General features: G+C 69.8%; 24 protein-coding genes, 1 pseudogene and 1 riboswitch. Of the genes and pseudogenes, 13 read left to right on the top strand and 12 right to left on the bottom strand.

Going from position 1 to position 26,542, the window contains the following annotated elements; all coding sequences use genetic code 11:
- The first annotated feature begins 227 nt into the window (after positions 1 to 227).
- Complete coding sequence (locus NF20_RS23010; protein WP_033717517.1) at positions 228 to 2,222, top strand: acyltransferase family protein; 1,995 nt, start codon at positions 228 to 230, stop codon at positions 2,220 to 2,222.
- 4 nt (positions 2,223 to 2,226) lie between these two features.
- On the opposite strand, the gene NF20_RS23015 is transcribed toward NF20_RS23010, so the two are convergent.
- Positions 2,227 to 2,886, bottom strand: coding sequence for an O-methyltransferase (locus NF20_RS23015; protein ID WP_003874257.1), 660 nt, complete (start codon positions 2,884 to 2,886; stop codon positions 2,227 to 2,229).
- Between the two features lie 113 nt (positions 2,887 to 2,999).
- Positions 3,000 to 3,170, top strand: a riboswitch (M-box (ykoK) riboswitch).
- Positions 3,171 to 3,461: 291 nt separating this feature from the next.
- Between NF20_RS23015 and NF20_RS27805 the strand changes: the two genes are divergently transcribed.
- Together NF20_RS27805 and NF20_RS23020 are read left to right on the top strand one after the other, a co-directional pair.
- A complete protein-coding gene (locus tag NF20_RS27805; protein ID WP_165928394.1) occupies positions 3,462 to 3,620 on the top strand; it encodes a hypothetical protein in 159 nt (52 codons plus the stop codon).
- Between the two features lie 124 nt (positions 3,621 to 3,744).
- Positions 3,745 to 5,514, top strand: coding sequence for an NRAMP family divalent metal transporter (locus tag NF20_RS23020; RefSeq protein WP_033717519.1), 1,770 nt, complete (start codon positions 3,745 to 3,747; stop codon positions 5,512 to 5,514).
- 1 nt (position 5,515) lies between these two features.
- On the opposite strand, the gene NF20_RS23025 is transcribed toward NF20_RS23020, so the two are convergent.
- On the bottom strand, positions 5,516 to 6,460 hold the full coding sequence (locus NF20_RS23025) for an NADP-dependent oxidoreductase (RefSeq protein ID WP_031343557.1): 945 nt from the start codon (positions 6,458 to 6,460) through the stop codon (positions 5,516 to 5,518).
- 167 nt (positions 6,461 to 6,627) lie between these two features.
- On the opposite strand from NF20_RS23025, the gene NF20_RS23030 reads away from it, so the two are divergent.
- A complete protein-coding gene (locus NF20_RS23030) occupies positions 6,628 to 7,227 on the top strand; it encodes a hypothetical protein (protein WP_009979835.1) in 600 nt (199 codons plus the stop codon).
- A 111-nt stretch (positions 7,228 to 7,338) separates the two neighbouring features.
- Here NF20_RS23030 and NF20_RS23035 read toward each other — a convergent pair whose 3' ends face one another.
- On the bottom strand, positions 7,339 to 8,097 hold the full coding sequence (locus NF20_RS23035) for a L,D-transpeptidase (protein WP_023863149.1): 759 nt from the start codon (positions 8,095 to 8,097) through the stop codon (positions 7,339 to 7,341).
- 46 nt (positions 8,098 to 8,143) lie between these two features.
- Here NF20_RS23035 and NF20_RS23040 point away from each other — a divergent pair, with 46 nt between their 5' ends.
- Together NF20_RS23040 and NF20_RS23045 are read left to right on the top strand one after the other, a co-directional pair.
- Positions 8,144 to 8,896: a cysteine hydrolase family protein gene (locus NF20_RS23040; protein WP_019732011.1), complete on the top strand. Its 753-nt coding sequence runs from the start codon at positions 8,144 to 8,146 to the stop codon at positions 8,894 to 8,896.
- Positions 8,897 to 8,953: 57 nt separating this feature from the next.
- Positions 8,954 to 9,886, top strand: a complete 933-nt coding sequence (locus tag NF20_RS23045) for a LysR family transcriptional regulator (protein WP_031343555.1) — start codon at positions 8,954 to 8,956, stop codon at positions 9,884 to 9,886.
- Here NF20_RS23045 and oxc read toward each other — a convergent pair.
- Positions 9,870 to 11,612 (bottom strand): oxalyl-CoA decarboxylase, encoded by a 1,743-nt coding sequence (gene oxc, locus NF20_RS23050; RefSeq protein ID WP_033712313.1) that lies wholly within the window; start codon positions 11,610 to 11,612, stop codon positions 9,870 to 9,872. The genes NF20_RS23045 and oxc overlap by 17 nt on opposite strands.
- Before the next feature lie 242 nt (positions 11,613 to 11,854).
- Here oxc and NF20_RS23055 point away from each other — a divergent pair, with 242 nt between their 5' ends.
- On the top strand, positions 11,855 to 13,438 hold the full coding sequence (locus NF20_RS23055) for a FadD7 family fatty acid--CoA ligase (RefSeq protein WP_033712314.1): 1,584 nt from the start codon (positions 11,855 to 11,857) through the stop codon (positions 13,436 to 13,438).
- A gap of 18 nt (positions 13,439 to 13,456) precedes the next feature.
- On the opposite strand, the gene NF20_RS23060 is transcribed toward NF20_RS23055, so the two are convergent.
- Together NF20_RS23060 and NF20_RS23065 are read right to left on the bottom strand one after the other, a co-directional pair.
- A complete protein-coding gene (locus tag NF20_RS23060; RefSeq protein WP_033712332.1) occupies positions 13,457 to 15,619 on the bottom strand; it encodes an elongation factor G-like protein EF-G2 in 2,163 nt (720 codons plus the stop codon).
- Between the two features lie 54 nt (positions 15,620 to 15,673).
- A complete protein-coding gene (locus NF20_RS23065; RefSeq protein ID WP_416332334.1) occupies positions 15,674 to 16,201 on the bottom strand; it encodes a TIGR03668 family PPOX class F420-dependent oxidoreductase in 528 nt (175 codons plus the stop codon).
- 173 nt (positions 16,202 to 16,374) lie between these two features.
- Between NF20_RS23065 and NF20_RS23070 the strand changes: the two genes are divergently transcribed.
- From NF20_RS23070 to NF20_RS23085, 4 genes are all read left to right on the top strand, one after another.
- Positions 16,375 to 17,460 (top strand): S1C family serine protease, encoded by a 1,086-nt coding sequence (locus NF20_RS23070; protein WP_033712334.1) that lies wholly within the window; start codon positions 16,375 to 16,377, stop codon positions 17,458 to 17,460.
- Positions 17,461 to 17,581: 121 nt separating this feature from the next.
- A complete protein-coding gene (treS, locus tag NF20_RS23075; RefSeq protein WP_003874243.1) occupies positions 17,582 to 19,354 on the top strand; it encodes a maltose alpha-D-glucosyltransferase in 1,773 nt (590 codons plus the stop codon).
- A 49-nt stretch (positions 19,355 to 19,403) separates the two neighbouring features.
- Entirely contained in the window at positions 19,404 to 20,753 is a 1,350-nt protein-coding gene (locus tag NF20_RS23080) for a maltokinase N-terminal cap-like domain-containing protein (RefSeq protein ID WP_033712335.1), read from the top strand.
- Positions 20,754 to 20,817: 64 nt separating this feature from the next.
- Entirely contained in the window at positions 20,818 to 21,534 is a 717-nt protein-coding gene (locus NF20_RS23085) for a YoaK family protein (protein ID WP_007167169.1), read from the top strand.
- A gap of 35 nt (positions 21,535 to 21,569) precedes the next feature.
- Here the strand turns inward: NF20_RS23085 and ag85C are convergent, their stop codons facing one another.
- The 5 genes and pseudogenes from ag85C to NF20_RS23110 all read right to left on the bottom strand — a co-directional run bounded on the left by ag85C (position 21,570) and on the right by NF20_RS23110 (position 25,517).
- Entirely contained in the window at positions 21,570 to 22,619 is a 1,050-nt protein-coding gene (gene ag85C / locus NF20_RS23090; protein WP_033712337.1) for a diacylglycerol acyltransferase/mycolyltransferase Ag85C, read from the bottom strand.
- A 233-nt stretch (positions 22,620 to 22,852) separates the two neighbouring features.
- Positions 22,853 to 23,671, bottom strand: a complete 819-nt coding sequence (locus NF20_RS23095) for an ABC transporter permease (protein ID WP_019732431.1) — start codon at positions 23,669 to 23,671, stop codon at positions 22,853 to 22,855.
- A complete protein-coding gene (locus NF20_RS23100) occupies positions 23,661 to 24,503 on the bottom strand; it encodes an ATP-binding cassette domain-containing protein (RefSeq protein ID WP_019732430.1) in 843 nt (280 codons plus the stop codon). Before NF20_RS23100 ends, NF20_RS23095 begins: the two co-directional genes overlap by 11 nt.
- Positions 24,500 to 24,961 (bottom strand): MarR family winged helix-turn-helix transcriptional regulator, encoded by a 462-nt coding sequence (locus NF20_RS23105; RefSeq protein WP_003874237.1) that lies wholly within the window; start codon positions 24,959 to 24,961, stop codon positions 24,500 to 24,502. Before NF20_RS23105 ends, NF20_RS23100 begins: the two co-directional genes overlap by 4 nt.
- 57 nt (positions 24,962 to 25,018) lie before the next feature.
- Positions 25,019 to 25,517: pseudogene (locus tag NF20_RS23110) on the bottom strand (metallophosphoesterase family protein).
- A 73-nt stretch (positions 25,518 to 25,590) separates the two neighbouring features.
- Here NF20_RS23110 and NF20_RS23115 point away from each other — a divergent pair.
- Positions 25,591 to 25,899: a metal-sensitive transcriptional regulator gene (locus NF20_RS23115; protein WP_033712338.1), complete on the top strand. Its 309-nt coding sequence runs from the start codon at positions 25,591 to 25,593 to the stop codon at positions 25,897 to 25,899.
- Positions 25,900 to 25,945: 46 nt separating this feature from the next.
- On the top strand, positions 25,946 to 26,347 hold the full coding sequence (locus NF20_RS23120) for a DUF302 domain-containing protein (RefSeq protein ID WP_019733147.1): 402 nt from the start codon (positions 25,946 to 25,948) through the stop codon (positions 26,345 to 26,347).
- On the opposite strand, the gene NF20_RS27810 is transcribed toward NF20_RS23120, so the two are convergent.
- Entirely contained in the window at positions 26,348 to 26,521 is a 174-nt protein-coding gene (locus NF20_RS27810; RefSeq protein WP_003874233.1) for a hypothetical protein, read from the bottom strand. It lies immediately after the preceding gene.
- Between the last annotated feature and the right edge of the window lie 21 nt (positions 26,522 to 26,542).

Genomic DNA, 26,542 nt, shown 5'->3' on the forward strand with positions numbered 1-26,542 from the left:
ACGCCCAAATCAGGCCCCGCACAGCGCAAATCCGGTGCGTGTCCTTCCACGCGATCGCGCATACCCACCCTTAAGCTGGCTGCGATCAACAGGAGGGGCAGCGACGTATCGGCATCAACCATGGCGCCGGGCGAGATGGTAGTCACGGCGCGCTGACAGCAGACACCGAGCCGGGCGGGTCTCACCCCGCGCCGGCTCGTGGTACTCGGCCCCGGTGGGTCGCCCCGGTGCGCCGGGTGGGGCGGCTGGCGATCTGGGACCGACCGGAACGGCGCAGCGGAATCCCGGCGCTGGACGGGCTGCGCGCCATCGCGGTGGCACTGGTGCTCATCGGCCACGGCGGCATCCCCGGCGTCAGCGGCGGATTCATCGGCGTCGACGTCTTTTTCGTGCTCAGCGGGTTCCTGATCACCTCGCTGCTGCTCGACGAGCTGGGCCGCACCGGGCGTATCGAGCTGACCGGATTCTGGATCCGGCGCGCCCGACGGCTGCTTCCGGCGCTGGTGCTGATGGTGCTCACCGTGGCCGCCGCCCGCCAGCTGCTGCCCGAACGCTCGCTCACCGGGCTGCGCGACGACGCGATCGCGGCGTTCCTGTGGATGGCGAACTGGCGGTTCGTCGCCCAGAAAACGGACTACTTCACCCAGGGCGCGCCGCCGTCGCCGCTGCAGCACACCTGGTCGCTCGGGGTGGAGGAGCAGTACTACTTCGTCTGGCCGCTGCTGCTCATCGCGGTCGCGCTGGCGCTGGCCGCGCGCGCCCGGCGCCGCTGCACCCGCGCCACCGTCGGCGGGGTGCGGTTCAGCGCGTTCGTCATCGCCACCGTGGGCGCGCTGGCGTCCGCGGCGGTGGCCATCGCGATGGCCACCGACGGCACCCGCGACCGCATCTACTTCGGCACCGACACCCGGGCGCAGGCTTTGCTGGTCGGCGCGGCCGCGGCGGCGCTGCTGGTGTCCGACTGGCCGTCGATGAACCGCGGCTGGTGCATGCTGCGCACCCGGTGGGCGCGCCGCGTCGCCCGGATCCTGCCGGTGCTGGGATTGGCCGGGCTGGCGGCGGCGACCCACTGCGCCAGCGGCGCCAGCGGCGAATTCCGGCACGGCTTGCTGATCGGCGTCGCGATCGCGGCCGTGGCGGTGATCGCCCCCGTCGCGGTGGAGCAGCGCGGCGTGGTGGCGCGGGTGCTGGCGCTGCCGCCGCTGGTCTGGTTGGGCACCATCTCCTACGGCGTCTACCTGTGGCACTGGCCAATCTTCTTGGCGCTCAACGGGGAACGCACCGGGTGGGCCGGTATGCCGCTGTTCGCCGCGCGGTGCGCGGCGACGGTGGCGGTGGCCGCCGCGTCGTGGTGGCTACTCGAGCAGCCCATCCGGCGCTGGCGCCCGGCGCGGGTGCCGCTGTTGCCGCTGGCCGCGGCGACGGTGGCCAGCGCCGCCGCGGTCACGCTGCTGGTGGTGCCGGTGGGCACCGGGCCGGGCCTGCGTGAGGCGGGGCTGCCGCCCGGCGTCTCGGCGGTCGCGGCGGTGTCGCCGTCGCCGCCCGGAAATAGCCGGCCGCGAGATCCCAATCGCCCGTTCACCGTCTCGGTGTTCGGCGATTCGATCGGGTGGACGTGGATGCATTACCTGCCGCCGACGCCGGGGTTCGCCTTCCTCGACCACACCGTCATCGGATGCAGCCTGGTGCGCGGCACCCCGTACCGGTACATCGGCGAAACGCTGGAGCAGCGGCCGGAATGCGACGGCTGGCCCATCCGCTGGTCGAGGCAGGTCAGCCAGGACCAGCCCGACGTCGCGCTGCTGATCATCGGCCGCTGGGAAACGGTGGACCGGGTCAACGAGGGCCAATGGACCCACATCGGCGACCCCACCTTCGACGCGTACCTCAACGGTGAGCTGGAGCGGGCGCTGAACATCGTCGGCTCCACCGGCGTCCGGGTGGTGGTGGCCACCGTGCCGTACAGCCGCGGCGGCGAAAAACCGGACGGCCGTTTGTATCCCGAGGACCAGCCGGATCGGGTCAACCTGTGGAACACCATGCTGCGTAAGACCGTCGCGCACCATCCCAACGTGGCGATCCTCGACCTGAACAAGAAGCTGTGCCCGGACGGGGTTTACACCGCCAAGGTGGACGGCATCAAGGTACGCAGCGACGGTGTGCACCTCACCCCGGAAGGGGTGAAGTGGTTGACACCGTGGCTGGAGGAGTCGCTGAGGTGAGGCCCTAACCGCTTGTGCGGCAGCTGATTTCCATGCTGTCGCTGTCGCGGACCTGGAAGTTGAAGCTGACGTAGCCGTTGTCGGGGTTGCGCACCCGGTCGAGGTAGGGCTGGGTGTCGGCCGCGCTGGTGTTGTCGGCGACCACCAAAACCCCTGGGGACAGCCGCGGTTCGAGCAGCTCAAGCACCGGCAGATACAGGTCCTTCCAGCCGTCGAGCAGCACGAAGTCCACCGGGCCCGGCAGATCCGCCAGCGTGGTCAGCGCGTCACCCTGAAGGATCGTGATCACGTCGTCCAGTCCGGTCTCGGCGAACGTCTTCTTGGCCGCGGCGATCTTGGTCTCGCTCAGCTCGGTGGTCACCACCCGGCCGCTGCCGTTGTCGCGGACCGCGGCGGCCAGGTGCACGGCGGAGATGCCGAACGACATCCCGAACTCGACGACGGTGGCCGGGCGGGTGGCGCGCACCAGCGAATACAGCAGCCGGCCCGCTTCCGGCGTCACCGGGATGTAGAACTCGCTCATCGCGTCGGCCCGCTGCTGCGCCGTCATCGGCTGATCGAATGTGCCGCGCCGCTCGCGCAACAACGACATCTGGTTCTTCGACTCGGAATACATGCGGTCGAGCGCCGATGCGACCCGGGGATCCTGCAACGTTGTGGTCATGGTGCACGAGCCTAGGCGCGGAGTCTGAGTGCGGGCTGGGCGCCGCCGGTGGCCGTCAGGGATCCGTTAAGCGGTTTGACGAGCTCGCGGCCGCGGTGTCACTATGGTTTCCGCAAGCACCTCGGTAGGTGAGGCGTCTGCATGGATACAGGCCACTGACCCCGAACGTCGAGAGACGCCCCGGGTCAGGACAGCTCTTCCCGGACCCAAGGGTTGAGCCCAAGTGGCTTCCGGACCCCCGGATACGCCGTGCAGTGCCGAAGCTCCGACGAGAGGGGTGCGACCGGCGGCGTTCTCCGGGCCGGTCATCGAATCCTCTTTCGTTCAGGTGGATGTGGTGGCACCCGCGTGTGTCTTGGCCGTGAGGAGGTGAGGGCGAGATGAGTCCCGGCGATAGTCCCTATCCGAAATCCGTTTCGTCCCGATCCGGCTCCGGCGTCATGTCCACCGCCTGACCTTCACTGCTGGTCGCGCGGCTGACGCGTCGCTGTCGGTCGGGCCTCCGGCAGGAGAAGATCATGGCTTTTGTTGTGACGCACCGTTTTCCGATTGTTTCTCGTCGGCGTGGATGGTCGATGCTGCGCGCGGGCCGGTTGCTGGCCAACAAGTTTCACCAGCGGACCGCCATGACGCCGCAGGAGCGGGCCAACCTGTATGTCTCGCGGATGCCGATCGCGGTGATCACCGCGTCGCTGGGCGGGCACCCGTCGGGTTCCGCCGACCGGCACCGGTGACCGGTTGCCGATGCCCGCGGCGGCGGGGGCGCTAGCGCCGGTCCGTCGCCGCGGGCACGCGGCATGCCGTGCCCGCGTCCGCCTCACCCCGAGTGAGGACACGTCCGAGAGAGCGAGGCTTCCGATGACTTCGATGCACACCCGCGGCCGGCGCACCCCGGGCGCTGCCGTGCAGAGTTCGGCGGTGTCCGACGCCGCCCACGTCGGCGACATCGTCGGCGCGTTCGGCCGCATCCGGCGCGACGGCGGCGGCGCCGACGGGGCCGCGGGAGGGCGCTGGCGCCGGCTGCGGACGTTGGCGGTCATCACCGGTCCCGGACTGATCGTGATGGTCGGCGACAACGACGCCGGCGGGGTCGCGACCTACGCGCAGGCCGGCCAGAACTACGGCATGGGCCTGCTGTGGACGCTCGTCTTGCTGATCCCGGTGCTCTACGTGAACCAGGAAATGGTGCTGCGGCTGGGCGCGGTCGCCCGGGTGGGGCACGCGCGGTTGATCTTCGAGCGGTTCGGCAGGTTCTGGGGCGCCTTCAGCGTCGGTGATCTGCTGATCCTCAACGCGCTGACGATCGTCACCGAATTCATCGGTGTGGCACTGGCTCTCGGCTTCCTGGGTTGCCCGAAGATCGTCGCCGTCCCGGCCGCCGCGGCGCTGCTGTTCGCCGTCGTGGCCGGCGGCTCGTTCCGCCGCTGGGAGCGGTTGATGTTCCTGCTGATCGCGGTGAACGTGCTGATCTTCCCGATGGTCCTGTTGGTGCATCCGGCCCCGAAAGCGACTGTGGCCGGGTTGATCCCGCAGTTCCCGGGCGGGCTCAACTCGACCGTGCTGCTGCTGGTGGTCGCGATCGTGGGCACCACCGTCGCGCCGTGGCAGCTGTTCTTCCAGCAGTCCAACGTGGTCGACAAGCGCATCACCGCGCGCTGGATCCCGTACGGGCGAGCCGATTTGGTGATCGGGATCGTGGTGGTCATGGTCGGGGCGACGGCGCTGATGGCGGTGACGGCGTTCGGATTGGCCGGGACCGCCGCTGCCGGCCATTTCACCGACGCCGGGGCGGTGGCCGCCGGGCTGTCGGCGCACCTGGGCCGCACGGTCGGGGTGTTGTTCGCGATCATCCTGCTGGACGCCTCGCTGATCGGCGCCAACGCCGTCGGGCTCGCGACCTCCTACGCGGTCGGTGACGCCATGGGCAAGCGGCACTCGTTGCACTGGAAGATCACCGAGGCGCCGCTGTTCTACGGCGGCTACGCGGTGCTGCTCGCGGTGTCGGCCGCGGTCTCCTTCAGCCCGGACCACATCCTGGGCCTGGTGACCCAGGGCGTGCAGGCGCTGGCCGGCGTGCTGCTGCCCTCGGCGACCGTCTTCCTGGTGTTGCTGTGCAACGACCGGGCGGTGCTGGGGCCGTGGGTGAACACGGTGCGGCAGAACATCGCCGCGTGGACCATCGTGTGGTGCCTGGTGCTGTTGTCGCTGGCGCTGACGGCGACCACGTTCTTCCCCGATCTGTCCACCGGCACCATCGAAGCCGGGCTGGCGGCCGGTGCCGTGCTCGGCGTCGTCGCCGGTGCGGTGATGATCGTCGTGGGCCGGCGCCAGCGCGACCTCGCCGAGGCCGAGGCCATCGTGCGTACGCTGGGCGGCGGCCTGGATCCCGAGCAGGTCGACGAGCTCGACGACGCGTCGTCGCTGACCCGCGCCGAGCGGCGGGCCGTGCGGCGGCAGGACCGGGAGAACTGGCAAACCCCCAGCCTGGCCCTGCTCGACCGGCCGGCGATGTCGCCGATGCGCCGGGCGGGGCTGTTCACCCTGCGGGGCTACCTGGTGGTGGCCGTGGTGTTCGTCATCATCAAGCTCGTGCAGGCCGGCGTGGTCGGACCTGCCGCCTCACTGTGAATCACTGTGAATCAGTAGGCAGCAGAACGATTTTCCCGTGGGTGTGCCGCTGCTCGAGTTCGGCGAACGCGTCGGCGACCCGATCCAGCGGATAGGTCGCGGCGACGTCGAACTCGAGGGCGCCGGAGACGATCAGATCGGCCATCTCGGCCAGCACTTCCGGGGTCGACGCCTCGGCGCTGCCTTCGGTCTTGGCGCCCACTTCCGCGGCCTTCTCGAAGGAGATGATCGTGTCGATCCGCTCCGGTGGCACACCGAGGTCCACGGCGAGCTGCACGTACTGCGGGCCGAAAAGGTCGATGAACGCGTCGATTCCGTCCGGCGCCGCCTCGCGCAGCCGATCGGCCAGACCGTCCCCGTAGGCGATCGGGACGACACCGTGCGCGCGCAGCCAGTCCGCGTTGCCCGGGCCGGCGATGCCGAGCACCCGCGCCTTGCGCAGCACCAGCAGCTGCGTGACCAGGCTGCCCACCCCGCCCGCGGCCGCCGACACCGCGACCGTCTCACCCGGTTGCGGCGCCACCGCACGCACCGCGGCGTAGGCCGTCACACCCACCACATACAGCGAACCCGCCACCTCCCAACTCAGTTCGGGCGGCTTGCGGATCAACTGCCCCACCGGGACGGCGGTGTGGGTGGCATGGCTGGACCGGCGCAGACTGAACCCCAAAACTTCGTCGCCGACCGCGAATTCGGTCACCCCCGGCCCCACCGCGGTGACCACGCCGGCCAGGTCGCTGCCCTCACCGGAGGGGAAGGTGGCCGGGAACCTCTCGTGCAACGCCCCGACCCGGATGGCGGCCTCCCCGGGATTGATCCCGGCGGCGCGCACCTCGACGACCACCTCGCCCGGCCCGGGCGCGGGCATCTCGATGTCGGCGACGTACAACACCTCGCGTCCGCCGTACCGGTCGAACCGAACCGCGCGCGCCGCTGCAGCCGTCATGCCGTTCCCCTCCCCGTCGGATGCCCGCCCCCGCCAGCATAGGCGCGCGGCGGCACTACCCACCGGCCGAGAATTGGGCATATGTTCATAACAGCTGCCCGATGCCCACCGGCGTTTCGCCGGCGGCGCCGGGGCGGTGGTGAACCTCGTTGGGGGAAGGAAGCTGCGTGCAGGCCGCTCGGATCGGCATCGCCGGCTGCGCTGCCGTCGTCATCGCGGCCGCCGGTTGCGGAGGCGGCGGCAAGGGCTCGTCGCCGGGCTCCGGTTCGCCCACGCCGTCGAGCAGTTCGGGCGCCGTCACCGGCCCGCCGCCGGGACAACCCAGCGACTACGGCTACCTGCTGATCAAGCCGAGCGACGTCGGCGGAGGTCTGAGCGCTCCCCAGTCACCGATGCTCAACCCCAACAACGCCCCAGGGGCCGCGCAGCTTTTCGCCAACGCCGACAGCAGCCGGCGGCTGTGGGACACCATCGTGATCGCCGCCGACGCCCCGGCCGCCACCGCCGAACTGGCCGCCACCAAGAGCAGCTACGCCGGCAAGGTGAACGGCGACTGGCGCCCGGTTGCCGTCGGTGCCAACGGGACAACGATTTCGGGCGGCTCCTCGGACAACACCCAGGCGATGACGGTGCTGTTGTTCACCGAGGGCAGGGCCCTGGTCACCCTGGAATTCGACAGCGCGCCCAACGACCCGATCGACCCGGCCGTCGCGGTCGACATCGCCCGCAAGCAGGACGCCGCGATCAGGACCGGGCTGCCCGGCTAGCCGCGAAAGACCGCCGGGGCCAATGTGTTTCGGTGACGGCAACGGATGCTGTGCGTCGGCGGAGCCGAAACCGGCAGCGGCCGTTGCCATCTGACGATGGCCGGTCGCCGGTCAGGCCACGACCTGGATGGGGTCGCCGACGTTGACCTCGTTGAAGTACCACGCGGCGTTGTCGGGGCTCAGGTTGATGCATCCATGGCTGACGTTCGCGTAGCCCTGCGAGTCGACCGACCACGGCGCCGAATGCACGTACACCCCGCTCCAGGTGACCCGAACCGCGTACTGGGCGGTGATCTTGTAGCCCTCCGGCGAGCTGAGCGGGATGCCGATGGTGCGCGAGTCCATCACCACCGAACGCTGCTTTTCCAGCGCGGTGAAGTTACCGATCGGGGTGGGCCGACTGGGTTTGCCCATCGACGCCGGCATGGTGCGCAGCACCTCGCCGTTGCGGCTCACGGTGAAGGTGTGTTTGGAGATGCTGGCAACGCCCAGCAGCACGTCGCCGGTGTCGAAACCGGTGGTCAGCGCCTGCACGCCGACCGAAACGTGGCCGTGCGCGGGCCAATACCGGTTCGGGACGAACCGGACGACCGTGTTGTCGTCGGCCCACTCGAAATGCCCGCGGACACCGGCCGGCGACACCACGTGAATCGACCGCTCGACGGCGGCCCGGTCGGCCGCCGGTGCGGTGAACGTCACGACGATCGGGTGGGCCACACCCACCACGGCCCCGTTGGCGGGCAAAATCGAGGCGACGCCGGGGACGGGCTGCGGCAACGGCACCGAAGCGCCGCCGCGGCCGACCGGCGCTACCAGGGCCATGACCGTGATCGCGACCATAACAAATAGATAACGACCCGCTCGACGCATAGCGTCCACCCTTCGAGATGGTGCGATCAACACACCGATATTCTACTTGTTGTCCGCCGACCATCGGTTTCAGCAAACATTGACAGTTCGGTTCGGTCGGCGCGGTCGCGTTCCGATCATCGGTTGGGTGCAATCGCGGCGAGGAGTGGGCATGGCTGGTGAGGATCACTACACGCGTCCCTGCGCGGACTCGGCGGCGCTGGTGCTGATCGACGTGCAACGCGATTTCTATGCCGACGACGCCCCGATGCGAGTCGAGGGAACGAGTGCGGCCCTCGGCGCGATGGCCGAGCTGGCCCGCGCCTTCCGGCGCCGCGAGCTGCCGATCGTGCACGTGGTGCGCCTGTACCGGGCCGACGGGTCGAACGCCGATCCGGTGCGGCGCCGCTTTATCGAGGACGGCGCCCGCGTCGCGGTGCCGGGCAGCCCCGGTTCACAGATCGCGCCCGAGCTGTTGCCGAAAGCCGTTGAGCTGGACCACCAATTGCTGCTCTCCGGTGGCTTCCAGCAGATCGGGCCGGCCGAGCACGTGATGTACAAGCCGCGCTGGGGAGCCTTCTACGGCACCAAGCTCGAGCAGCATCTGCGCGAAAGCGGCACGGACACAGTGGTTTTCGCGGGCTGCAACTTCCCCAACTGTCCCCGCACGTCGATCTACGAGGCGTCCGAACGCGACTTTCGCATCGTGCTGGTGGCCGACGCCATCTCGGGTTTGTACCACCGCGGCGCCCAGGAATGCCGGGCCATCGGGGTGGCGGTGCGCGACACCGCGCAGACGCTGGATTGGCTCGGCGGGTAGCCGCGGGTTAGCCTCGGCGAGATCGCAAGGCCGAGCCCGACCACGACAGGAGTGCGGGTGCTGTTCCGTCAGCTGGAGTACTTCGTGGCGGTGGCCTCCGAGCGGCACTTCGCCCGGGCCGCCGAGAAGTGCTTCGTGTCCCAGCCGGCGCTGTCCGCCGCGATCGCCAAGCTGGAAAAGGAGCTGAACGTCACGCTGATCAATCGTGGGCACAGTTTCGAGGGCCTCACCCCCGAGGGTGAGCGATTGGTGGTGTGGGCCAGGCGGATTCTCGCCGAGCACGACGCGTTCAAGGCCGAGGTCGACGCCGTGCGGTCGGGGGTCACCGGGACGCTTCGGCTGGGCACCGTGCCGACCGCGTCCACCACCGCGTCCCTGCTGCTGTCCGCGTTCTGCGCCGCGCACCCGTTGGTCAAGGTGCAGATCCTGTCCCGGCTCTCGGCCGGCGAGCTGTACCGGCGGTTGCGCGAGTTCGAACTCGACGCCGCCATCGCCCACACCGCGCCCGACGACATCCCCGACGTGAACCTGGTGCCGCTCTACCGGGAGCGTTATGTGTTGCTGGCACCGGCGGACCTGCTGGCATCCGGCGCCGCCACCTTGACCTGGGTGCAGGCCGCGCAGTTGCCGCTGGCCCTGCTCACCCCGGACATGCGGGACCGCCAGATCATCGACCGGGCGTTCGCCGACCACGGCATCACGCTGCACCCGCAGGTCGAAACCGACTCCGTGGCTTCGCTGTTCGCGCAGGCGTCGGCGGGTAGTTGGGCGTCCATCGTGCCGCACACCTGGCTGTGGGCATCGCCGCTGGGCGCCGGCATCCGGGCGGTGGAGTTGGTCGATCCGGTGCTCACCGCCGACGTGGTGCTGGCCACCAAGTCGCACGGCCCCGGCTCACCGATCGCGCGAGCGCTGGCCGCGTCCGCCGGCCGGCTGCAGCTGAACGACTTCTTCGACGCGCAGCTGCTGGGCGTCACGCGCCGGCGCTGACCGTGGCCGGCGACGCCGCGCTGGCCGGGTTCCGGTTGGCCAGGTGGCCGCTTTCCACCCCGGCGGTCGGATCGAGCTCGCAGTCGATCAGCGACGGCCCGCGGGAGCCGATCGCCTCCGTCAGCGCCGCCCGCAGTTCGGCCGCCGTGCTGACGTGATATCCCTTGCCGCCGAACGCCTCCGCGATCAGCTCGTGGCGGGCCCGGGCGCTGAGCACGGTGGGCGCCGGGTCATCCCCGTGCGGGGCCTCGTCGCCGCGGTAGACACCGCCGTTGTTGAGGATGATGACGGTCACCGGCAGGCGGTAGCGGCAGATGGTCTCGATCTCCATCCCGCTGAAGCCGAACGCGCTGTCGCCCTCGATCGCGACCACCGGCCGACCGGTCTCGACCGCGGCTCCGATGGCGAAGCCCATGCCGATGCCCATCACGCCCCAGGTTCCGGTGTCGAGCCGGTGCCGAGGCAGTTCCATGTCGACGACATTGCGGGCCAGATCGAGCGCGTTGGCTCCCTCGTTGACCACGTAGACGTCGCGGTTGTCTTGCAGCACAGCGCGAATCGCGCCCAGGGCGTTGTAGAACCGCATCGGGTGTGGGTCCTCGGCGAGGCGCTCGCGCATCTTGGCGTCGTTGTGGGCCCGGCGCTCGGCCAGTTCCTCGGTCCACCGCGCCGGTACGGTGATCGGCCGGGCGGCCAGCGCGTCGCACAGCGCGGACATCACCGAGCCGATGTCGCCGGCCAGCGGCGCGGTGATCTGCTGGTTGCTGTCGAACTCCGACGGCTCGATGTCGACCTGGACGAACTTCACACCGGCCGACCATTGCGGCGATTCCCCGTGTCCCAGAAGCCAATTCAGCCGGGCGCCGACCAACAGCACCGCGTCGGCGCGCCCGATGGCCAGCGAGCGCGCGGCCGCGACGGACTGCGGGTGCGCGTCCGGTAGCAGCCCCTTGGCCATCGACATCGGCAGGAACGGAATCCCGGTTGACTCGACGAATCGCCGAATCTCGTTGTCGGCCTGGGCGTATGCCGCGCCCTTGCCCAGCACGATCAACGGCCGCCGGGCGTCGGCCAGAACGTCCAGCGCGCGATCGACCGCCTCGGGCGCGGGCAGCTGGCGGGGGGCGGGGTCGACGACCCGCCACAGCGTGCCGGCGGCGGCCGAAGCGTCCATGGCCTGGCCCAGGACGTCGCCGGGGATGTCCAGGTAGACACCGCCGGGGCGGCCGGAGACCGCCGTCCGCACGGCGCGCGCGACGCCGCGGCCGATGTCGTCGACCCGGTTGATGCGGTACGCCGCCTTCGCGAAAGGCCTTGCGGCGTCCAGCTGGTCGAGGTCCTGGTAATCGCCGCGGCGCAGATCGACCAGCGCCCGATCGCTCGAGCCGGAGATCTGGATCATCGGGAAGCAGTTCGTCGTGGCGTTCGCCAGCGCGGGCAGGGCGTTGAGGAAGCCGGGTCCCGACGTGGTCAGGCACACGCCGGGACGACGGGTGAGGAAGCCCGCGGCCGCCGCCGCGTTGCCGGCCGAGGCCTCCTGCCGAAAGCCGAGGTAGCGGATGCCCGACGCCTGCGCGGCCCGGGCCAGGTCGGTGATCGGAATGCCGACGATGCCGTAGATGGTCGCGACATCGTTGGCCCGCAGCGCCTGCACCACCAGATGGAAGCCGTCGATCAGCCGTGCGGATTCCGGCGCCGGGCCGGCGGATGCCGAGGTTGCGGACATGTGGCGACTCCTGCCGTGCGGGTGTGGGTACTGCCCAGCCATCACAATGACCCCGCCGACCGTCAGGTGTCCAAGTCGAACGCGCTATCCGGCCATTCACGACGTTTATCGCCGCAGGTCAGCGCCCGGGACCGCCGGGGTCGATAATTGGAGCTTATCGATCGTGAGCGGATCGGTATTGGACGCAGCGCAACGCCGCCCGGCATGGTGGCAGCGACGACACGACGGGAAAGGATGTGGCGATGACGTCCGAGGCGACACCGAGCGCGACGGCCGCCGGACCGGGGTTGGCCGACCTGGTCGAGGCGGCCGCGCAGCGGGCGCCGCGGGCGCCGGCGCTGCTGGTCGCCTCCGGGCGCACCCCGATCGCGTACGCGGATCTGGTCCGGCTCGTCGATGACCTGGCCGCCCGGCTGCGGGCCGCCGGTTTGGGGCCGGGCGACCGGGTCGGGCTGCGCGCCGGCAGCAACCCCGAATTCGTGGTCGCGCTGCTGGCCGCGTCGCGGGCGGATCTCGTTGTGGCGCCGCTGGATCCGGCCCTGCCCGCCGCCGACCAGCTGTCCCGCAGCCGGGCGGTGGGCGCTCGGGCGGTGCTCGTCGACCGGCTCGGCGAGGGCCAGACGGCACCCGAGAGCGCCCCCTGCTGGCCGGTCACCGTCACGGTCGGACCCGACGACGGCGCCCCGACGGTCGACCTGACCGTCACCGCGGCGCCCACACACGACGTGACCGCGCCGCAGGGCCTGCGCGACGACGACGCCATGATCATGTTCACCGGGGGAACCACCGGGGCACCGAAAATGGTGCCCTGGACCCGGCACAACATCGCCGCCTCGATCCGGTCCATCGTCGCCGGATACGGGCTGGGGCCGCGGGATGCGACGGTGGCGGTGATGCCGCTCTACCACGGGCACGGTCTGCTGGCCGCGCTGCTGGCCACCCTGGCATCCGGGGGAGCGGTGTTGTTGCCCGCGCGCGGAAAGTTCTCGGCGCACACCTTCTGGGACGACATCGCCGCCGTCGGCGCCACCTGGTACACGGCCGTCCCGACCATCCATCAGATCCTGCTGGAGCGTGCCCGCACCGAAGCGCCGCGCGGCACCCACGCGCTGCGGTTCATCCGCAGCTGCAGCGCGCCGCTGACCGCCGAGACCGCGCAGGCGCTGCAGGACACCTTCGGTGCGCCCGTGGTGTGCGCCTTCGGGATGACCGAGGCCACCCACCAGGTGTCCACCACCGCCATCGACGGCGCCGGGCACAGCGAAAACCCCGGCGCCACACCGGGTCTCGTCGGCCGGTCGACCGGCCCGGACATCCGGATCGCCGGGCCGGACGGGCAACCGCTGCCCGCCGACACCGTCGGCGAGGTCTGGCTGCGCGGCGCCACCGTGGTGCGCGGCTACCTCGGCGATCCGGCGATCACCGCCGCCAACTTCACCGACGGGTGGCTGCACACCGGCGACCTTGGCACCCTGTCGGCCGCCGGCGACCTGGTCATCCGCGGCCGGATCAAGGAACTGATCAACCGGGGCGGGGAGAAGATCTCGCCGGAACGGGTCGAGGGTGTGCTGGCCGGCCACCCCGACGTGCTGGAGGCGGCCGTGTTCGGCCGGCCGGACCAGCTGTACGGCGAAACCGTGGCCGCGGTGATCGTCACCCGCGGCTCGGCGGCGCCGACGGCCGACGAGCTGGCGTCGTTCTGCCGGGAACGGCTGGCGCCCTTCGAGGTGCCGGCCGAGTTCCGGCGGGCCGCCGAGCTGCCGCACACCGCGAAGGGCTCGCTGGACCGCCGCGCGGTGGCCGAACAATTCGGCGAAAGCGCTTGACCGGCAGTGTGATTCGGGTCAGACCGCGGCGGTCGCCACTCGGGCGGCCGCGGATTCCGGCATCGGCTCGTAGCGGGCGAACGACCGGGTGAACGAGGCCGCGCCGTGCGCCAGCGACCGCAGGTCGATGGCGTAGCGGGTCAGCTCCACCTGCGGCACCTCGGCCTTGACCACGGTGCGCTCATGACCGGCGGTGTCGGTGCCGAGCACGCGGCCGCGCCGGCCGGACAGATCGCCCATCACCGCACCGACGAAATCGTCGGGCACCAGCACCGAGATCTCGTCGATGGGCTCGAGCAACACCACCTTGGTGGCCGCGGCCGCCTCCCGCAGCGCCAGCGCGCCCGCCATCTGGAACGCGAAGTCCGACGAGTCGACGCTGTGCGCCTTGCCGTCGAGCAGGGTGACGCGAATGTCGACCACCGGGTAACCCGCGTGCACACCCTTTTCCATCTGGGCGCGCACCCCCTTCTCCACGCTCGGAATGAACTGCCGCGGCACCGCCCCGCCGACCACCTTGTCGACGAACTCGAACCCGGAGCCTTCCGGCAGCGGCTCCACCTCGATGTCGCACACCGCGTACTGGCCGTGGCCGCCGGACTGTTTGACGTGCCGGCCGTGCCCTTTGGCCTTGCCCGCGAACGTCTCTCGCAGCGGGATCCGCAGCTCCACGGTGTCCACCGTGACGCCGTACCGGTTGGCCAGCGCGTCCAGCACGACACCGGCGTGCGATTCGCCCATGCACCACAGCACGATCTGGTGGGTCTCCTGGTTCTGCTCGATCCGCAGCGTCGGATCCTCGGCGGCCAGCCGGCCCAGCCCCACCGACAGCTTGTCCTCGTCGGTCTTGGCGTGCGCGGCGATCGCGACCGGCAGCAGCGGCTCGGGCATGGTCCAGGGCTTGAGCACCAGCGGCTCGGACTTGTCCGACAGCGTGTCGCCGGTTTCGGCCCGGCTCAGCTTGCCGATCGCGCAGATGTCACCGGCCACCACGGCCGAGGCCGGGCGTTGCTGCTTGCCCAGCGGGAAGGACAGCACCCCGATGCGCTCGTCCTCGTCGTGATCGGGGTGGGCATGGCCGTTCCCGTTGCCGGTGCCGAAGAACGACGCAAAATGGCCCGACACGTGAACCGTCGCGTCGGGCCTGATGGTCCCGGAGAACACCCGGACCAGGCTGACCCTGCCCACGTAGGGGTCCGACGTCGTCTTCACCACCTCGGCGAGCAACGGGCCGTCGGGGTCGCAGGCCAGCCCGGCGCGCGGCGCGCCGACCTGGGTGAAGACCTCCGGCAGCGGGTGTTCCATCGGCGACGGGAAGCCGCGGGTGGCGACCTCCAGCAGCTCCAGGGTGCCGACGCCGGTGCTGCTGCAGACCGGGATCACCGGGAAGAACGAGCCGCGGGCGACGGCCCGCTCCAGGTCGGCGATGAGCACCGTTTCGTCGATGGACTCCCCACCCAGGTACCGCTCCATCAGCGACTCGTCCTCGGACTCCTCGATGATCCCCTCGATCAGGGTGCCGCGAGCGGCCTCGATCTGCGCGGCGTCGGCGGGATCCGGCGGCCGCACAGCGCGTTTGCCGTCGGCGTAGGCGTAGCGCTGCTGCGACAACAGGCCGATCAGGCCGGTGCAGGCCGGCAGACCGGTGGGCAGGTACAGCGGTAAAACCTTTTCGCCGAACGCGTTCTGCGCGGCGGCCAGCGCCTCGGCGTAGTTGGCGCGGGCGTGGTCGAGCTTGGTGATCACCACCGCGCGGGGCATGCCCACCTGGTTGCATTCCTGCCACAACAGTTTGGTGGGCTCGTCGACACCCTCGTTGGCCGCGATCACGAACAGCGCGCAGTCGGCGGCCCGCAGCCCGGCGCGCAGCTCGCCGACGAAGTCGGCGTATCCGGGTGTGTCGACCAGGTTGACCTTGACGCCGTCGTGCGACAGGGACGCCACGGCGACCCCCACCGACCGTTGCTGGCGGATCTCGGCCTCGTCGTAGTCGCAGACCGTGCTGCCGTCGGCGACCGAGCCGGGGCGGTTCAACACCCCGGCGGCGACCAGCAGCGCTTCGACCAGAGTGGTTTTGCCGCCGCCCGACGGTCCCACCAGCACGACGTTGCGAACCTCGCCCGGACTCTTGGCGGTCGGAGCGTTTCCCGCGCCTTGGGAAGTAGTTGTCTTGTCCGCCATGACTTTCCTCCAGGTCGCCCGGGGCGCACCGTTGCCGGCCCGGCTAGCACCTTTCTAGCTACCCTTCACCGAACTTCCGTCGACCACAAGACCGCCGGGCCGGATCAACGGTTTCGGGCCGATCCGCCCGCGCGGCGCCGGCGCCTCAGGCGCCCAGCCGGACCACCGCCGCACCGCGATCGCGATCACCGGACCCTCCAACGGAACCGATTGATACTGAGGGTATTTCGCGCGCAACAGCCGGTAGCCGGTGTCCAGGGCCGGCCCGTCGCGGTGGATGGTGGCCAGACCGTCGGCGCGCACCCACCACAGCCGGGTCCAATCGTCGGCGTAGTGGTCGGCCAGCAGGCTCACCTGCGGATTGGCGTCGATGTTGGCCAGCCGCCGCAGCCGCCGCGTGGTCTTGGGTTTGGCGTCGACGGCCGTGTACACCACGTCCGGGTCGGCGTCATGGTCCGCGTCGGGGCCTTGCGCGAGGGCGAAGACGACCGGCACCAGGTGTGGCTGCCCGCCCGGGGAGACGGTGGCCAACCGGGCTACCGAGGCCCGGCGGAACCTCGCCCTGGCGTCGAATTCGCCCACCAGATCAGGGTAGGGCGCGCGGCAGCAAACGGCGGTAAGCCTATGAGCCGGCTGAGAACCTGGCACATGCCGTGCATAGCTACCTGCATTACGGTTATATACACAAAATTGTGCCGCCAGGATCCTCAGGCCGGGACAGTTTGGTGTTTACCGCGACGCAGGAGGGTGACGGGATGAGCAAATCGCACCACCACCGCTCGGTCTGGTGGTCATGGTTGGTCGGTGTGCTGACCGTGGTCGGGCTGGGCCTCGGGCTGGGGTCCGGCGTGGGGCTGGCGCCGGCGTCCGCGGCACCGTCGGGCCTGGCGCTGGACCGGTTCGCCGATCGCCCCCTGGCGCCGATCGACCCGTCGGCCATGGTCGGTCAGGTGGGGCCGCAAGTGGTCAACATCGACACCAAGTTCGGCTACAACAACGCGGTGGGCGCCGGTACCGGCATCGTGATCGACCCGAACGGCGTGGTGCTCACCAACAACCACGTCATCTCGGGCGCCACCGAAATCAGCGCGTTCGACGTCGGCAACGGGCAGACCTACGCCGTCGACGTGGTCGGCTATGACCGCACCCAGGACATCGCCGTGCTGCAGCTGCGCGGCGCGGCCGGCCTGCCCACCGCCACCATCGGCGGCGAGGCCACGGTGGGCGAGCCCATCGTCGCGCTCGGCAACGTCGGCGGCCAGGGCGGCACCCCCAACGCGGTGGCCGGCAAGGTCGTCGCGCTCAACCAGAGCGTCTCGGCGACCGACACGCTGACCGGCGCGCAGGAGAACCTCGGCGGCCTGATCCAGGCCGACGCGCCGATCAAGCCGGGCGACTCCGGTGGCCCGATGGTGAACAGCGCCGGGCAGGTGATCGGCGTGGACACCGCCGCCACCGACAGCTACAAGATGTCCGGCGGGCAGGGCTTCGCCATCCCGATCGGCCGCGCCATGGCCGTCGCCAACCAGATCCGCTCCGGCGCCGGCTCCAACACCGTGCACATCGGGCCCACCGCATTCCTCGGGCTGGGCGTGACGGACAACAACGGCAACGGCGCGCGGGTGCAGCGGGTGGTCAACACCGGCCCGGCCGCGGCCGCGGGCATCGCGCCCGGCGACGTCATCACCGCCGTCGACAACGTCCCGATCAACGGGGCGACCTCGATGACCGACGTGCTCGTCCCCCATCACCCCGGTGACACCATCGCGGTGCACTACCGCTCCGCGGGGGGCGGCGACCGCACCGCCATCGTGGCGCTGGCGGAAGGGCCGCCGGCCTGACGCCCGCGTCGATGAGAGCGGGTCGGTGGCCAATTCGCTTGGCACCGGGCGTGATTCGTCGCGGCCGGGCGAGGGGGGTTCCGAAACTCGCACTCAGGGTACCCGTGGCATCGTGGATTCGATGAACGACGCAAGAGAAGCTGTCGAACACCATCCCGAGGAAGGCAGTCACGTCCAGGACGGTGTCGTCGAGCACCCCGAGGCCGAGGACTTCGACAACGCCGCCGCGCTGCCCACCGACCCGACGTGGTTCAAGCACGCCGTGTTCTACGAGGTGCTGGTCCGCGCGTTCTTCGACGCCAACGCCGACGGCGCCGGCGACCTGCGCGGTCTGCTGGCGCAGCTGGACTACCTGCAGTGGCTGGGCATCGACTGCATCTGGCTGCCCCCGTTCTACGACTCGCCGCTGCGCGACGGCGGTTACGACATCCGGGATTTCTACAAGGTGCTGCCGGAGTTCGGCACGGTCGAGGATTTCGTGGCGCTGCTCAACGCCGCCCACGAGCGGGGCATCCGGGTGATCACCGACCTGGTGATGAATCACACATCGGAGTCGCACCCCTGGTTCCAGGAGTCCCGGCACGACCCCGACGGCCCGTACGGCGACTTCTACGTGTGGAGCGACACCAGCGACCGCTACGCCGACGCCCGCATCATCTTCGTCGACACCGAGGAGTCCAACTGGACGTTCGACCCGGTGCGCCGCCAGTTCTACTGGCACCGGTTCTTCTCCCACCAGCCCGACCTGAACTACGACAACCCCGCCGTGCAGGAAGCCATGATCGACGTGATCCGGTTCTGGCTCGGGCTGGGAATCGACGGGTTCCGGCTGGACGCGGTGCCCTACCTGTTCGAGCGGGAGGGCACCAACTGCGAGAACCTGCCGGAGACGCACGCCTTCCTCAAGCGGGTCCGCAAGGTCGTCGACGACGAGTTCCCGGGCCGGGTGTTGCTGGCCGAGGCCAACCAGTGGCCGGCCGACGTGGTCGAGTATTTCGGCGACCCCAGCACCGGCGGCGACGAATGCCACATGGCGTTCCACTTCCCGCTGATGCCGCGCATCTTCATGGCCGTGCGCCGCGAGTCGCGATTCCCGATCTCGGAGATCCTGGCCCAGACGCCGCAGATCCCCGAGATGGCGCAGTGGGGGATCTTCCTGCGCAACCACGACGAGTTGACGCTGGAGATGGTCACCGACGAAGAGCGCGACTACATGTACGCCGAGTACGCCAAGGATCCGCGGATGAAGGCCAACGTCGGCATCCGCCGCCGGCTGGCGCCGCTGCTGGACAACGACCGCAACCAGATCGAGCTGTTCACCGCCCTGCTGCTGTCCCTGCCCGGCTCGCCGGTGCTCTACTACGGCGACGAGATCGGCATGGGCGACGTGATCTGGCTGGGGGATCGCGACGGGGTGCGCACGCCGATGCAGTGGACGCCGGACCGCAACGCCGGCTTCTCCAAGGCCAACCCCGGCCGGCTGTATCTGCCACCCAGCCAGGACCCGGTGTACGGCTACCAGGCGGTCAACGTGGAGGCGCAGCGCGACACCTCGACGTCGCTGCTCAACTTCACCCGCACCATGCTGGCCGTGCGGCGCCGGCACGAGGCCTTCGCGATCGGCACGTTCGAGGAGCTCGGCGGGTCCAACCCGTCGGTGCTGGCGTTCGTGCGGCAGGTGTCCAACGACGGGGACACCGTGCTGTGCGTCAACAACCTGTCGCGGTTCCCGCAGCCGATCGAGCTGAATCTGCAGCACTGGAGCGGGTGCATCCCGGTCGAGCTGACCGGGCACGTGGAGTTCCCCCGCATCGGGCACCTGCCCTACCTGCTGACCCTGCCGGGGCACGGTTTCTATTGGTTCCAGCTGACCGCATGCGAGGAGGACACATGACTCGCGCCGCGACGGTACACAGCGTTAGGTATGAGAAGGAGCGGCGCAGATGACCGAACCCGCCAAGCTGCCGTGGTCCGATTGGCTTCCGCAGCAACGTTGGTACGCCGGCCGCAACCGCCGGCTGACCGGCGCCGAACCGAGCGTGATCGTCGGGTTGCGCGACGATCTGGACCTGGTGCTGGTCGACGCCGACTACGCCGACGGCTCACGGGACCGCTACCAGGTCCTGGTGCGCTGGGATGCCGCACCGGTCTCCGAGTACAGCACCGTGGCCACCATCGGCGCCGCCGACGACCGGACCGGCTTCGACGCGTTGTACGACGACGAGGCGCCGCAGTTTTTGCTCTCCCTGATCGACTCGTCGGCGGTGCGCCGCGCGTCCGGGGCCGAGGTGAGATTCGCCAAGGAGCCCGACGCCCAGCTGCCGCTCGAGGCGCTGCCGCACGTCTCCGACGCCGAACAGAGCAACACCAGCGTGATCTTCGACCGGGCCGCGATCTTCAAGGCGTTCCGCCGGGTGAGCAGCGGTATCAACCCGGACATCGAACTCAACCGGGTGCTGGGTCGCGCCGGCAACCCGCACGTGGCCCGCCTGCTGGGCACCTACGAGATGGCCGCCCCGGACGGCACGGCCGACGCGGCCTGGCCGCTCGGCATGGTGACCGAGTTCGCGGCCAACGCCGCGGAGGGGTGGGCGATGGCCACCGCCAGCGTCCGCGACCTGTTCGCCGAGGGCGACTTGTACGCGCACGAAGTCGGCGGCGACTTCGCCGGTGAATCGTGCCGGCTGGGCGAGGCGGTGGCGTCCGTGCACGCCACCCTGGCCGAATCCCTCGGGACGGCACAGTCGTCCTTCCCCGTCGAGACCGTGCTGTCGCGGCTGGCGTCGACCGTGGCAAAGGTGCCCGAGCTGCAGGAGTACGCGGCGACCATCGAAGAGCGATTCCAGAAGTTGTCGGGCGAGTCGATCACGGTGCAGCGCGTGCACGGTGACCTGCACCTCGGTCAGGTGCTGCGGACCCCCGAGAGCTGGTTGCTGATCGACTTCGAGGGCGAACCGGGCCAGCCGGTCGACGAGCGGCGGGCGCCGGACTCACCGTTGCGCGACGTGGCCGGCGTGCTGCGGTCCTTCGAATACGCCGCGTACGGGCCGCTGGTGGATCAGGCGACCGACAAGCAGCTGGCCGCCCGCGCCCGGGAATGGGTCGAGCGCAACCGGACCGCGTTCTGCGAGGGCTACGCCGCCGCGTCGGGCATCGACCCGCGCGATTCGGCCGAGCTGCTGGCCGCCTACGAGCTCGACAAGGCGGTGTACGAGGCCGGTTACGAGGCGCGGCACCGGCCGAGCTGGCTGCCCATTCCGCTGCGTTCCATCGCCCGGCTCACCGCAGGATAGGCGCTTGGTAGGAATTCGCTATGCGTCCCCTGCGGGGGCGGCAAGCGTCTGACAGCATGTCAGCGTGGCGAGCGAAACCTTCAATAGCGAAGCGCGGTTGTCGTGGGTCCTGGCGGCGCTGGCCGGTGTGGTGGGCGCGATCTCCTTCACCCACTCCGCGGGCTACTTCGTGGTTTTCATCACCGGTAACGCCCAGCGCGCCGTGCTCGGGTATTTCACCGGGGAAGGGTGGCTGGCCGTGAGTGCCGGGCTGCTCATCGTGGCGTTCGTCGCCGGTGTGGTCGTGGCGTCACTGTGCCGCCGATTTTTCTGGGTGGACCATCCGCACGGCCCGACAGTGCTGACCACCTTCAGTTTGGCGGCCGCCACCGTGGTCGACGTCTTCGATGTGGGATGGACGCAGAATCTCGTCGATTTCGCGCCGATGATGCTGCTGGCGTTTGGCACCGGGGCGTTGAACACCTCTTTCGTCAAGAACGGCGAGGTTTCGGTGCCGTTGAGCTACGTGACCGGCACGACCGTCAAGATGGGCCAGGGCATCGAGCGCCACATCGCCGGTGGCGGAAACATCGGGGACTGGCTCGGTTACTTTCTGCTGTTGGCCAGCTTTATGGTGGGCGCGGCGGTGGGCGGCTTCATCAGCGTTGTCGTCAACGGGACCTGGATGCTGGTGATGGCCACGTCTGTATGCGCGGTGACGACCGGGTACACCTACTTCCACCAGGACCGGCGCGCCCTGTTGATGGAACGGTCCGAGAAAAAGCATCGGCAGCAGCGCTGACCGGTGCGCTGCTGCCGATGCTGGCTGGGCGGTTTTCAGGCGGCCGGCTGCGCCGGTGCCGCCGGTGGTGCCGGCTGGGCCGGCTGGGCGGTGGTGTTGCTGGCCAGCAGCACCTGCTGGATGTCGGGCTTCATCGCGACCAGCTGCTGGTTCCAGTAGGGCCATGAGTGCGTGCCGTTCGCGGGGAAGTTGAACGTCCCGTTGCGCCCGCCCGCGGCCACGTAGCTGTTCTGGAACTGCTGGTTGGTGCGCAGGGTGAGGCCTTCCAGGAACTTGGCCGGCATGTTGTCGCCGCCGAGGTCGCTGGGCGTCCCGTTGCCGCAGTAGACCCAGATCCGGGTGTTGTTGGCGACCAGCCGCGGAATCTGGACCATCGGGTCGTTGCGCTTCCACGCCGGGTCGGTGGACGGGCCCCACATGCTGTTGGCGTTGTAGCCGCCCGAGTCGTTCATCGCCAGCCCGATCAGGGTCGGCCACCACCCCTCGGACGGGTTCAGGAAGCCCGACAGCGAGGCGGCGTAGGGGAACTGCTGCGGGTAGTACGCGGCCAGGATCAGCGCCGAGCCGCCGGACATCGACAGGCCCACCGCGGCGTTGCCGGTCGGCGAAACCTGCTTGTTGGCCTGCAGCCACAGCGGCATTTCCTGCGTCAGGAAGGTCTCCCACTTGTACGTGTAGTTCTGGCCGTTGCCCGACGAGGGTTGGTACCAGTTGCTGTAGAAGCTGGACTGGCCGCCGACCGGCATCACCACCGACAGACCGGATTGGTAGAACTCCTCGAAGGCCGGGGTGTTGATGTCCCAACCGTTGTAGTCGTCCTGCGCGCGCAGGCCGTCCAGCAGGTAGACCGCGTGCGGCCCGCCGCCCTGGAATTGGACCTTGATGTTGCGGCCCATCGACGGCGACGGCACCTCGAGGTATTCCACCGGAAGCCCCGGCTTGGAGAAGGCTCCCGCGACGGGGGAGCCACCCGCGGCGACGGCGACGCCGGACAGCAGGGAGGCCCCCACGGCCGCGATCGCCAGCCGGCGGGGCATGGTAGCCGCCGCGCCACGCAACTTTCGCACCTTTTCGATGAACGACATAGCTCTCTACCCATCCCAACTTTCATCTGCCGCACCATGCGGTGGAATCTGTTCTCCGGGAGTGAAACACAGCGGGCGGGTCGAATCGGCTCGTCGCGGCCGCAGCGACAGATCGCGGTTGGCTAACGATTGTGCCTCGGCCGGGAATCGTCACGGTCGGGTCACGATCGACTCTCGGAACCGTGCGGCGATCTTGCGCCGCGACGGCGCATGCGCTAGCGGGGCTAGCAGGACTAGGCGACCAGGCGGCGCAGAAGTGTTGAGGCCGTGAGGATTCCGGTCACCGCCGCCGCCGCCAGCACCGCGATGTCGACCGGGTTGAAGGGCGTGCCGATCAGCAGCGCCCGCAGCGCGTTGACCTCGTAGCTGAGCGGGTTGATCTTGCTCAGCACGTGCAACCAGGTCGGCATCAGCTCGACCGGGTACAGCGCGTTGGAGGCGAAGAACAACGGCATCGTGATCGCTTGCCCGATGCCCATCAGCCGATCGCGATTGCGCACCAAACCGGCCAGCGTCATCGACAGGCAGGCGAAGAACGCGGCACCCAGCATGACGATGCCCATCGCCGCCAGTATCCGTAATGGATTGACGGTCAAGCCGATTCGCATCAGGTAGGCCAACGCCAGCACCCCGACGACCTGGGCCACCGAGCGAACGCCGGCCGCGAAGGCCTTGCCGGTGACCAGCGCCGACGCCGGGGCCGGGGTCACCATGAGTTTGGCCAGCACGCCGGCGTCGCGATCCCAAATGATCTGTATCCCATAGAAAATGGAGATGAACAGCGCCGACTGGGCGATGATGCCCGGTGCCAGGAAGGCCAGATACGACACGGGTCCGGTGTCGATCATGTGCAGGTGGCTGAACGTGGTGCCGAAGATCAGCAGCCACAGGGCCGGTTGCACCATCCGGGTGACCAGTTCGGTCCGGTCGTGCTGCAACTTTTGCATCTCGACGATCGCGAACGCCCCGACCCGACTGGACAGCGCGCCCACCCGCTGCCATCCGCGCGGCGCGCGGACCAGCGTGGCGGCCGCGGCGTTGTCAACCGACACGGCGAGCCACCTTCCTGCTGGAGCGGACCTGCCGGATGGACTCCGATGGCCGCGGGTGCGCCGCGTCGTCGCCGCCCAGGTTCGAGGCCGCGTAGTGGCGGAACACGTCCTCGAGCGTGGCGTGCGGCGACACCCGCGATATCCGGGCCTTCAGCTCGTCGGGTGCGCCGACCGCGCGCAGCGCGCCGCGGTGCATCAGCGCCACCCGATCGCACAGCGCGTCGGCTTCCTCCATGTAGTGGGTGGTCAGCAGCACGGTCATGGCGAACCGGGCCTGCATCTTCTGCACGTGCTCCCAGACGCCGTCGCGCGCGATCGGGTCCAGCCCGACGGTCGGTTCGTCCAGCACCAGCAGCGACGGCCGGTTGACCAGCGCCTGGGCGACCTCGAGACGACGGATCATGCCGCCGGAGTACGCCGACGCCAGCCGGTCGGCTACGTCGAGCAGGTCCATCGCGGCCAGCGCCTGATCGACCCGCTCGGCGCGCTCGGCGCGCGGCACACCGTACAACCGGGCGAACCACGCCACGTTCTGCCGGCCGGTGAGCGCGGGCTCGACCGAAAGCTGTTGCGGCACATAGCCGATATTGGCGCGGATATCGGTGGTTCGGCGGCGCGCGTCCAGTCCGAAGATGTGCAGCTCGCCCTGCTGCACCGGGGCCAGCGTGGTCAGCATCCGGACCATGGTCGTCTTTCCGGCGCCGTTGGGCCCCAGCAGGCCCATCGTTTCGCCGGGCCGCACCTGCAACGTCACGTCGTCGACGGCGGTGAACTGGCCGTAGCGGTAGGTCAGGTGCTCGGCGTCGATCGCCATCGGCGGCGGCCCGGTCATGGTCGCCGCTCCCGCAGTTTTTGGGTCATCATGTCGAGGACCTCCAATCCTCTTGTCAAAGCCTCGATTTGGTCGTCGTCGAGTTCGTCGACCACCTCGGACAGCAATGCCCGCCGGGCGGCCCGGGACTCGTCGACGATCTGCTGCGCGGACTCGGTGAGCCGCAGCTGGCACACCCGGCGGTCGGTGTCCGCGGCGGCGCGCAGCAGGAATCCGCCCGACACCAGCTTGGTGACCAGGGTCGAGGCGGTGTTGGGCACCAGGCCGAGCTCGGCGGCCGCGGCGCTGACCGAGATCCCGGGCCGCCGCCCGACCAGCCACAGCAATTCCGACTGGGACTCCGAGAGCCGGGCCGGATCGAACGCGCGACCGGCCGACCTGCGCAGTTGGCGGCGAAACCGGCCGACCACGCCGAACAGCTCGGAGGTTACGTCCGTGCGTGCTTTCACCCCGCCCATAATACCTCTGTAACCGAGCTATTTATAGGTCCGAACGGGCCGCCACCAGGGACACGGTCACTTGGTGAGGCGGTGCAGCACCACGTCGCTCACGGCGCCGTCGGCGGCGCACGCGGTCAGGTAGGTGCAGAACGGCTGGCGGCGGCGATCCGTCGGCGAGCCCGGATTGAGCAGCCGCAGCCCGGTTCGGGTGGTGGTGTCCCAGGGGATGTGGCTGTGCCCGAACACCAGCACCTGGCTGTCCGGGTACCGCCGCGACATCCGCGCCTCCCGGCCCGCGGCGGCGCCGGTCTCGTGCACGACGGTGAACCGCACGCCCGCCAGGGTGACGTCGGCCCGCTCGGGCAGTCGCGCCCGAAGCGCCGGGCCGTCGTTGTTGCCCCAGCAGGCCACCAGCCGGGCGGCCCGGCCGTCGAGCTCGTCGAAGAACTCCGGTGCCGTCCAGTCGCCGGCCGTGGATCACGACGTCGGCCCCGGCCACCTCGTCCCACACCTGCGCGGGCAGGTCGCGGGCCCGGCCCGGGATGTGCGTGTCGGCGATCAGCAGCAGCCTCACGCCGCCATTGTGCGTGCCGGGTGCGGTCACCCGAACCAGCGCCGCGGCATATACCCTACGGGGTATGGTATAAATGGATATGGCAATCGACAGCGGCCGCACCCGCAAAGCCGACGCCGCCCGGCACAACCCCGGCGACATCGACGTCGTCCTGACCCGGCTGCGCCGGGCGCACGGTCAGCTGGGTGGCGTCATCGCGATGATCGAGCAGGGCCGCAGCTGCAAGGACGTGGTCACCCAGCTGGCCGCGGTGTCGAAGGCGCTGGACCGGGCGGGCTTCAAGATCATCGCCTCGGGCTTGCGCGACTGCATCACGCGGACCGAGCAGCAACCGCCCCTGTCGATCGATGAGCTGGAAAAACTGTTCCTGAGCCTGGCCTGACCGCGGGGCCGGAACGACGAGCGGTCGCAAGCAGGAGGAATCACAGGTGACATCGAAATTGAGCACCACGCTGCACACCTCGTTCCCGGACGCGGTGGACCGGACCACAAAAGCACTGGCGGATCAGGGTTTTGGCGTACTGACCACCATCGACGTGAAAGCCACGCTGAAACAAAAGCTCGGCGCGGACATGGAGGACTACCTGATCCTGGGCGCCTGCAACCCGGCGCTGGCGCACCGCGCGCTGGGCATCGATCGCCAGATCGGTCAGTTGCTGCCGTGCAACGTGGTGGTGCGGTCCGATCCCGCCGAGGGGGATGCGGTGCTGGTCGAGGCGATGGACCCGCAACTCATGGTCAAGGTGACCGGCGAGGCGGGGGCCTTGCAGGAGGTCGCCGACCAGGCCACCGCCAAGCTGCAAGCGGCGATCAGCGCGCTCGCCGGCTGATCAGCCGCGTTCGCTGCGGGCTTCGGCGCCGGTTTCACCGGCGTCGAACGAGTCGTCGGAGCCCGCCGCACCGACGTAGGAGCCGTCGTCTTTGCCCTTGCCCGCGCGGGAGCGAGCCTGGTGCTTTTCGGGTTCGACGTCTTCCTCGGCCCGGTGGCCCTTGTGGTCTGGCATGCGCCTTCCTTTCCTGCGGTC

Source organism: Mycobacterium sp. MAC_080597_8934, assembly GCF_000523975.1.
GTDB lineage: Bacteria > Actinomycetota > Actinomycetes > Mycobacteriales > Mycobacteriaceae > Mycobacterium > Mycobacterium avium.

Coding starts and splice junctions, on each gene's coding strand:
- NF20_RS23015 (WP_003874257.1), bottom strand. CDS start 2,886: ATGACCACAACGTTGCAGGATCCCCGGGTCGCATCGGCGCTCGACCGC.
- NF20_RS27805 (WP_165928394.1), top strand. CDS start 3,462: ATGCTGCGCGCGGGCCGGTTGCTGGCCAACAAGTTTCACCAGCGGACC.
- NF20_RS23020 (WP_033717519.1), top strand. CDS start 3,745: ATGACTTCGATGCACACCCGCGGCCGGCGCACCCCGGGCGCTGCCGTG.
- NF20_RS23025 (WP_031343557.1), bottom strand. CDS start 6,460: ATGACGGCTGCAGCGGCGCGCGCGGTTCGGTTCGACCGGTACGGCGGA.
- NF20_RS23035 (WP_023863149.1), bottom strand. CDS start 8,097: ATGCGTCGAGCGGGTCGTTATCTATTTGTTATGGTCGCGATCACGGTC.
- oxc (WP_033712313.1), bottom strand. CDS start 11,612: ATGTCCGCAACCTCGGCATCCGCCGGCCCGGCGCCGGAATCCGCACGG.
- NF20_RS23055 (WP_033712314.1), top strand. CDS start 11,855: ATGACGTCCGAGGCGACACCGAGCGCGACGGCCGCCGGACCGGGGTTG.
- NF20_RS23060 (WP_033712332.1), bottom strand. CDS start 15,619: ATGGCGGACAAGACAACTACTTCCCAAGGCGCGGGAAACGCTCCGACC.
- NF20_RS23070 (WP_033712334.1), top strand. CDS start 16,375: ATGAGCAAATCGCACCACCACCGCTCGGTCTGGTGGTCATGGTTGGTC.
- treS (WP_003874243.1), top strand. CDS start 17,582: ATGAACGACGCAAGAGAAGCTGTCGAACACCATCCCGAGGAAGGCAGT.
- NF20_RS23080 (WP_033712335.1), top strand. CDS start 19,404: ATGACCGAACCCGCCAAGCTGCCGTGGTCCGATTGGCTTCCGCAGCAA.
- ag85C (WP_033712337.1), bottom strand. CDS start 22,619: ATGTCGTTCATCGAAAAGGTGCGAAAGTTGCGTGGCGCGGCGGCTACC.
- NF20_RS23100 (WP_019732430.1), bottom strand. CDS start 24,503: ATGACCGGGCCGCCGCCGATGGCGATCGACGCCGAGCACCTGACCTAC.
- NF20_RS23105 (WP_003874237.1), bottom strand. CDS start 24,961: ATGGGCGGGGTGAAAGCACGCACGGACGTAACCTCCGAGCTGTTCGGC.
- NF20_RS23115 (WP_033712338.1), top strand. CDS start 25,591: ATGGATATGGCAATCGACAGCGGCCGCACCCGCAAAGCCGACGCCGCC.
- NF20_RS27810 (WP_003874233.1), bottom strand. CDS start 26,521: ATGCCAGACCACAAGGGCCACCGGGCCGAGGAAGACGTCGAACCCGAA.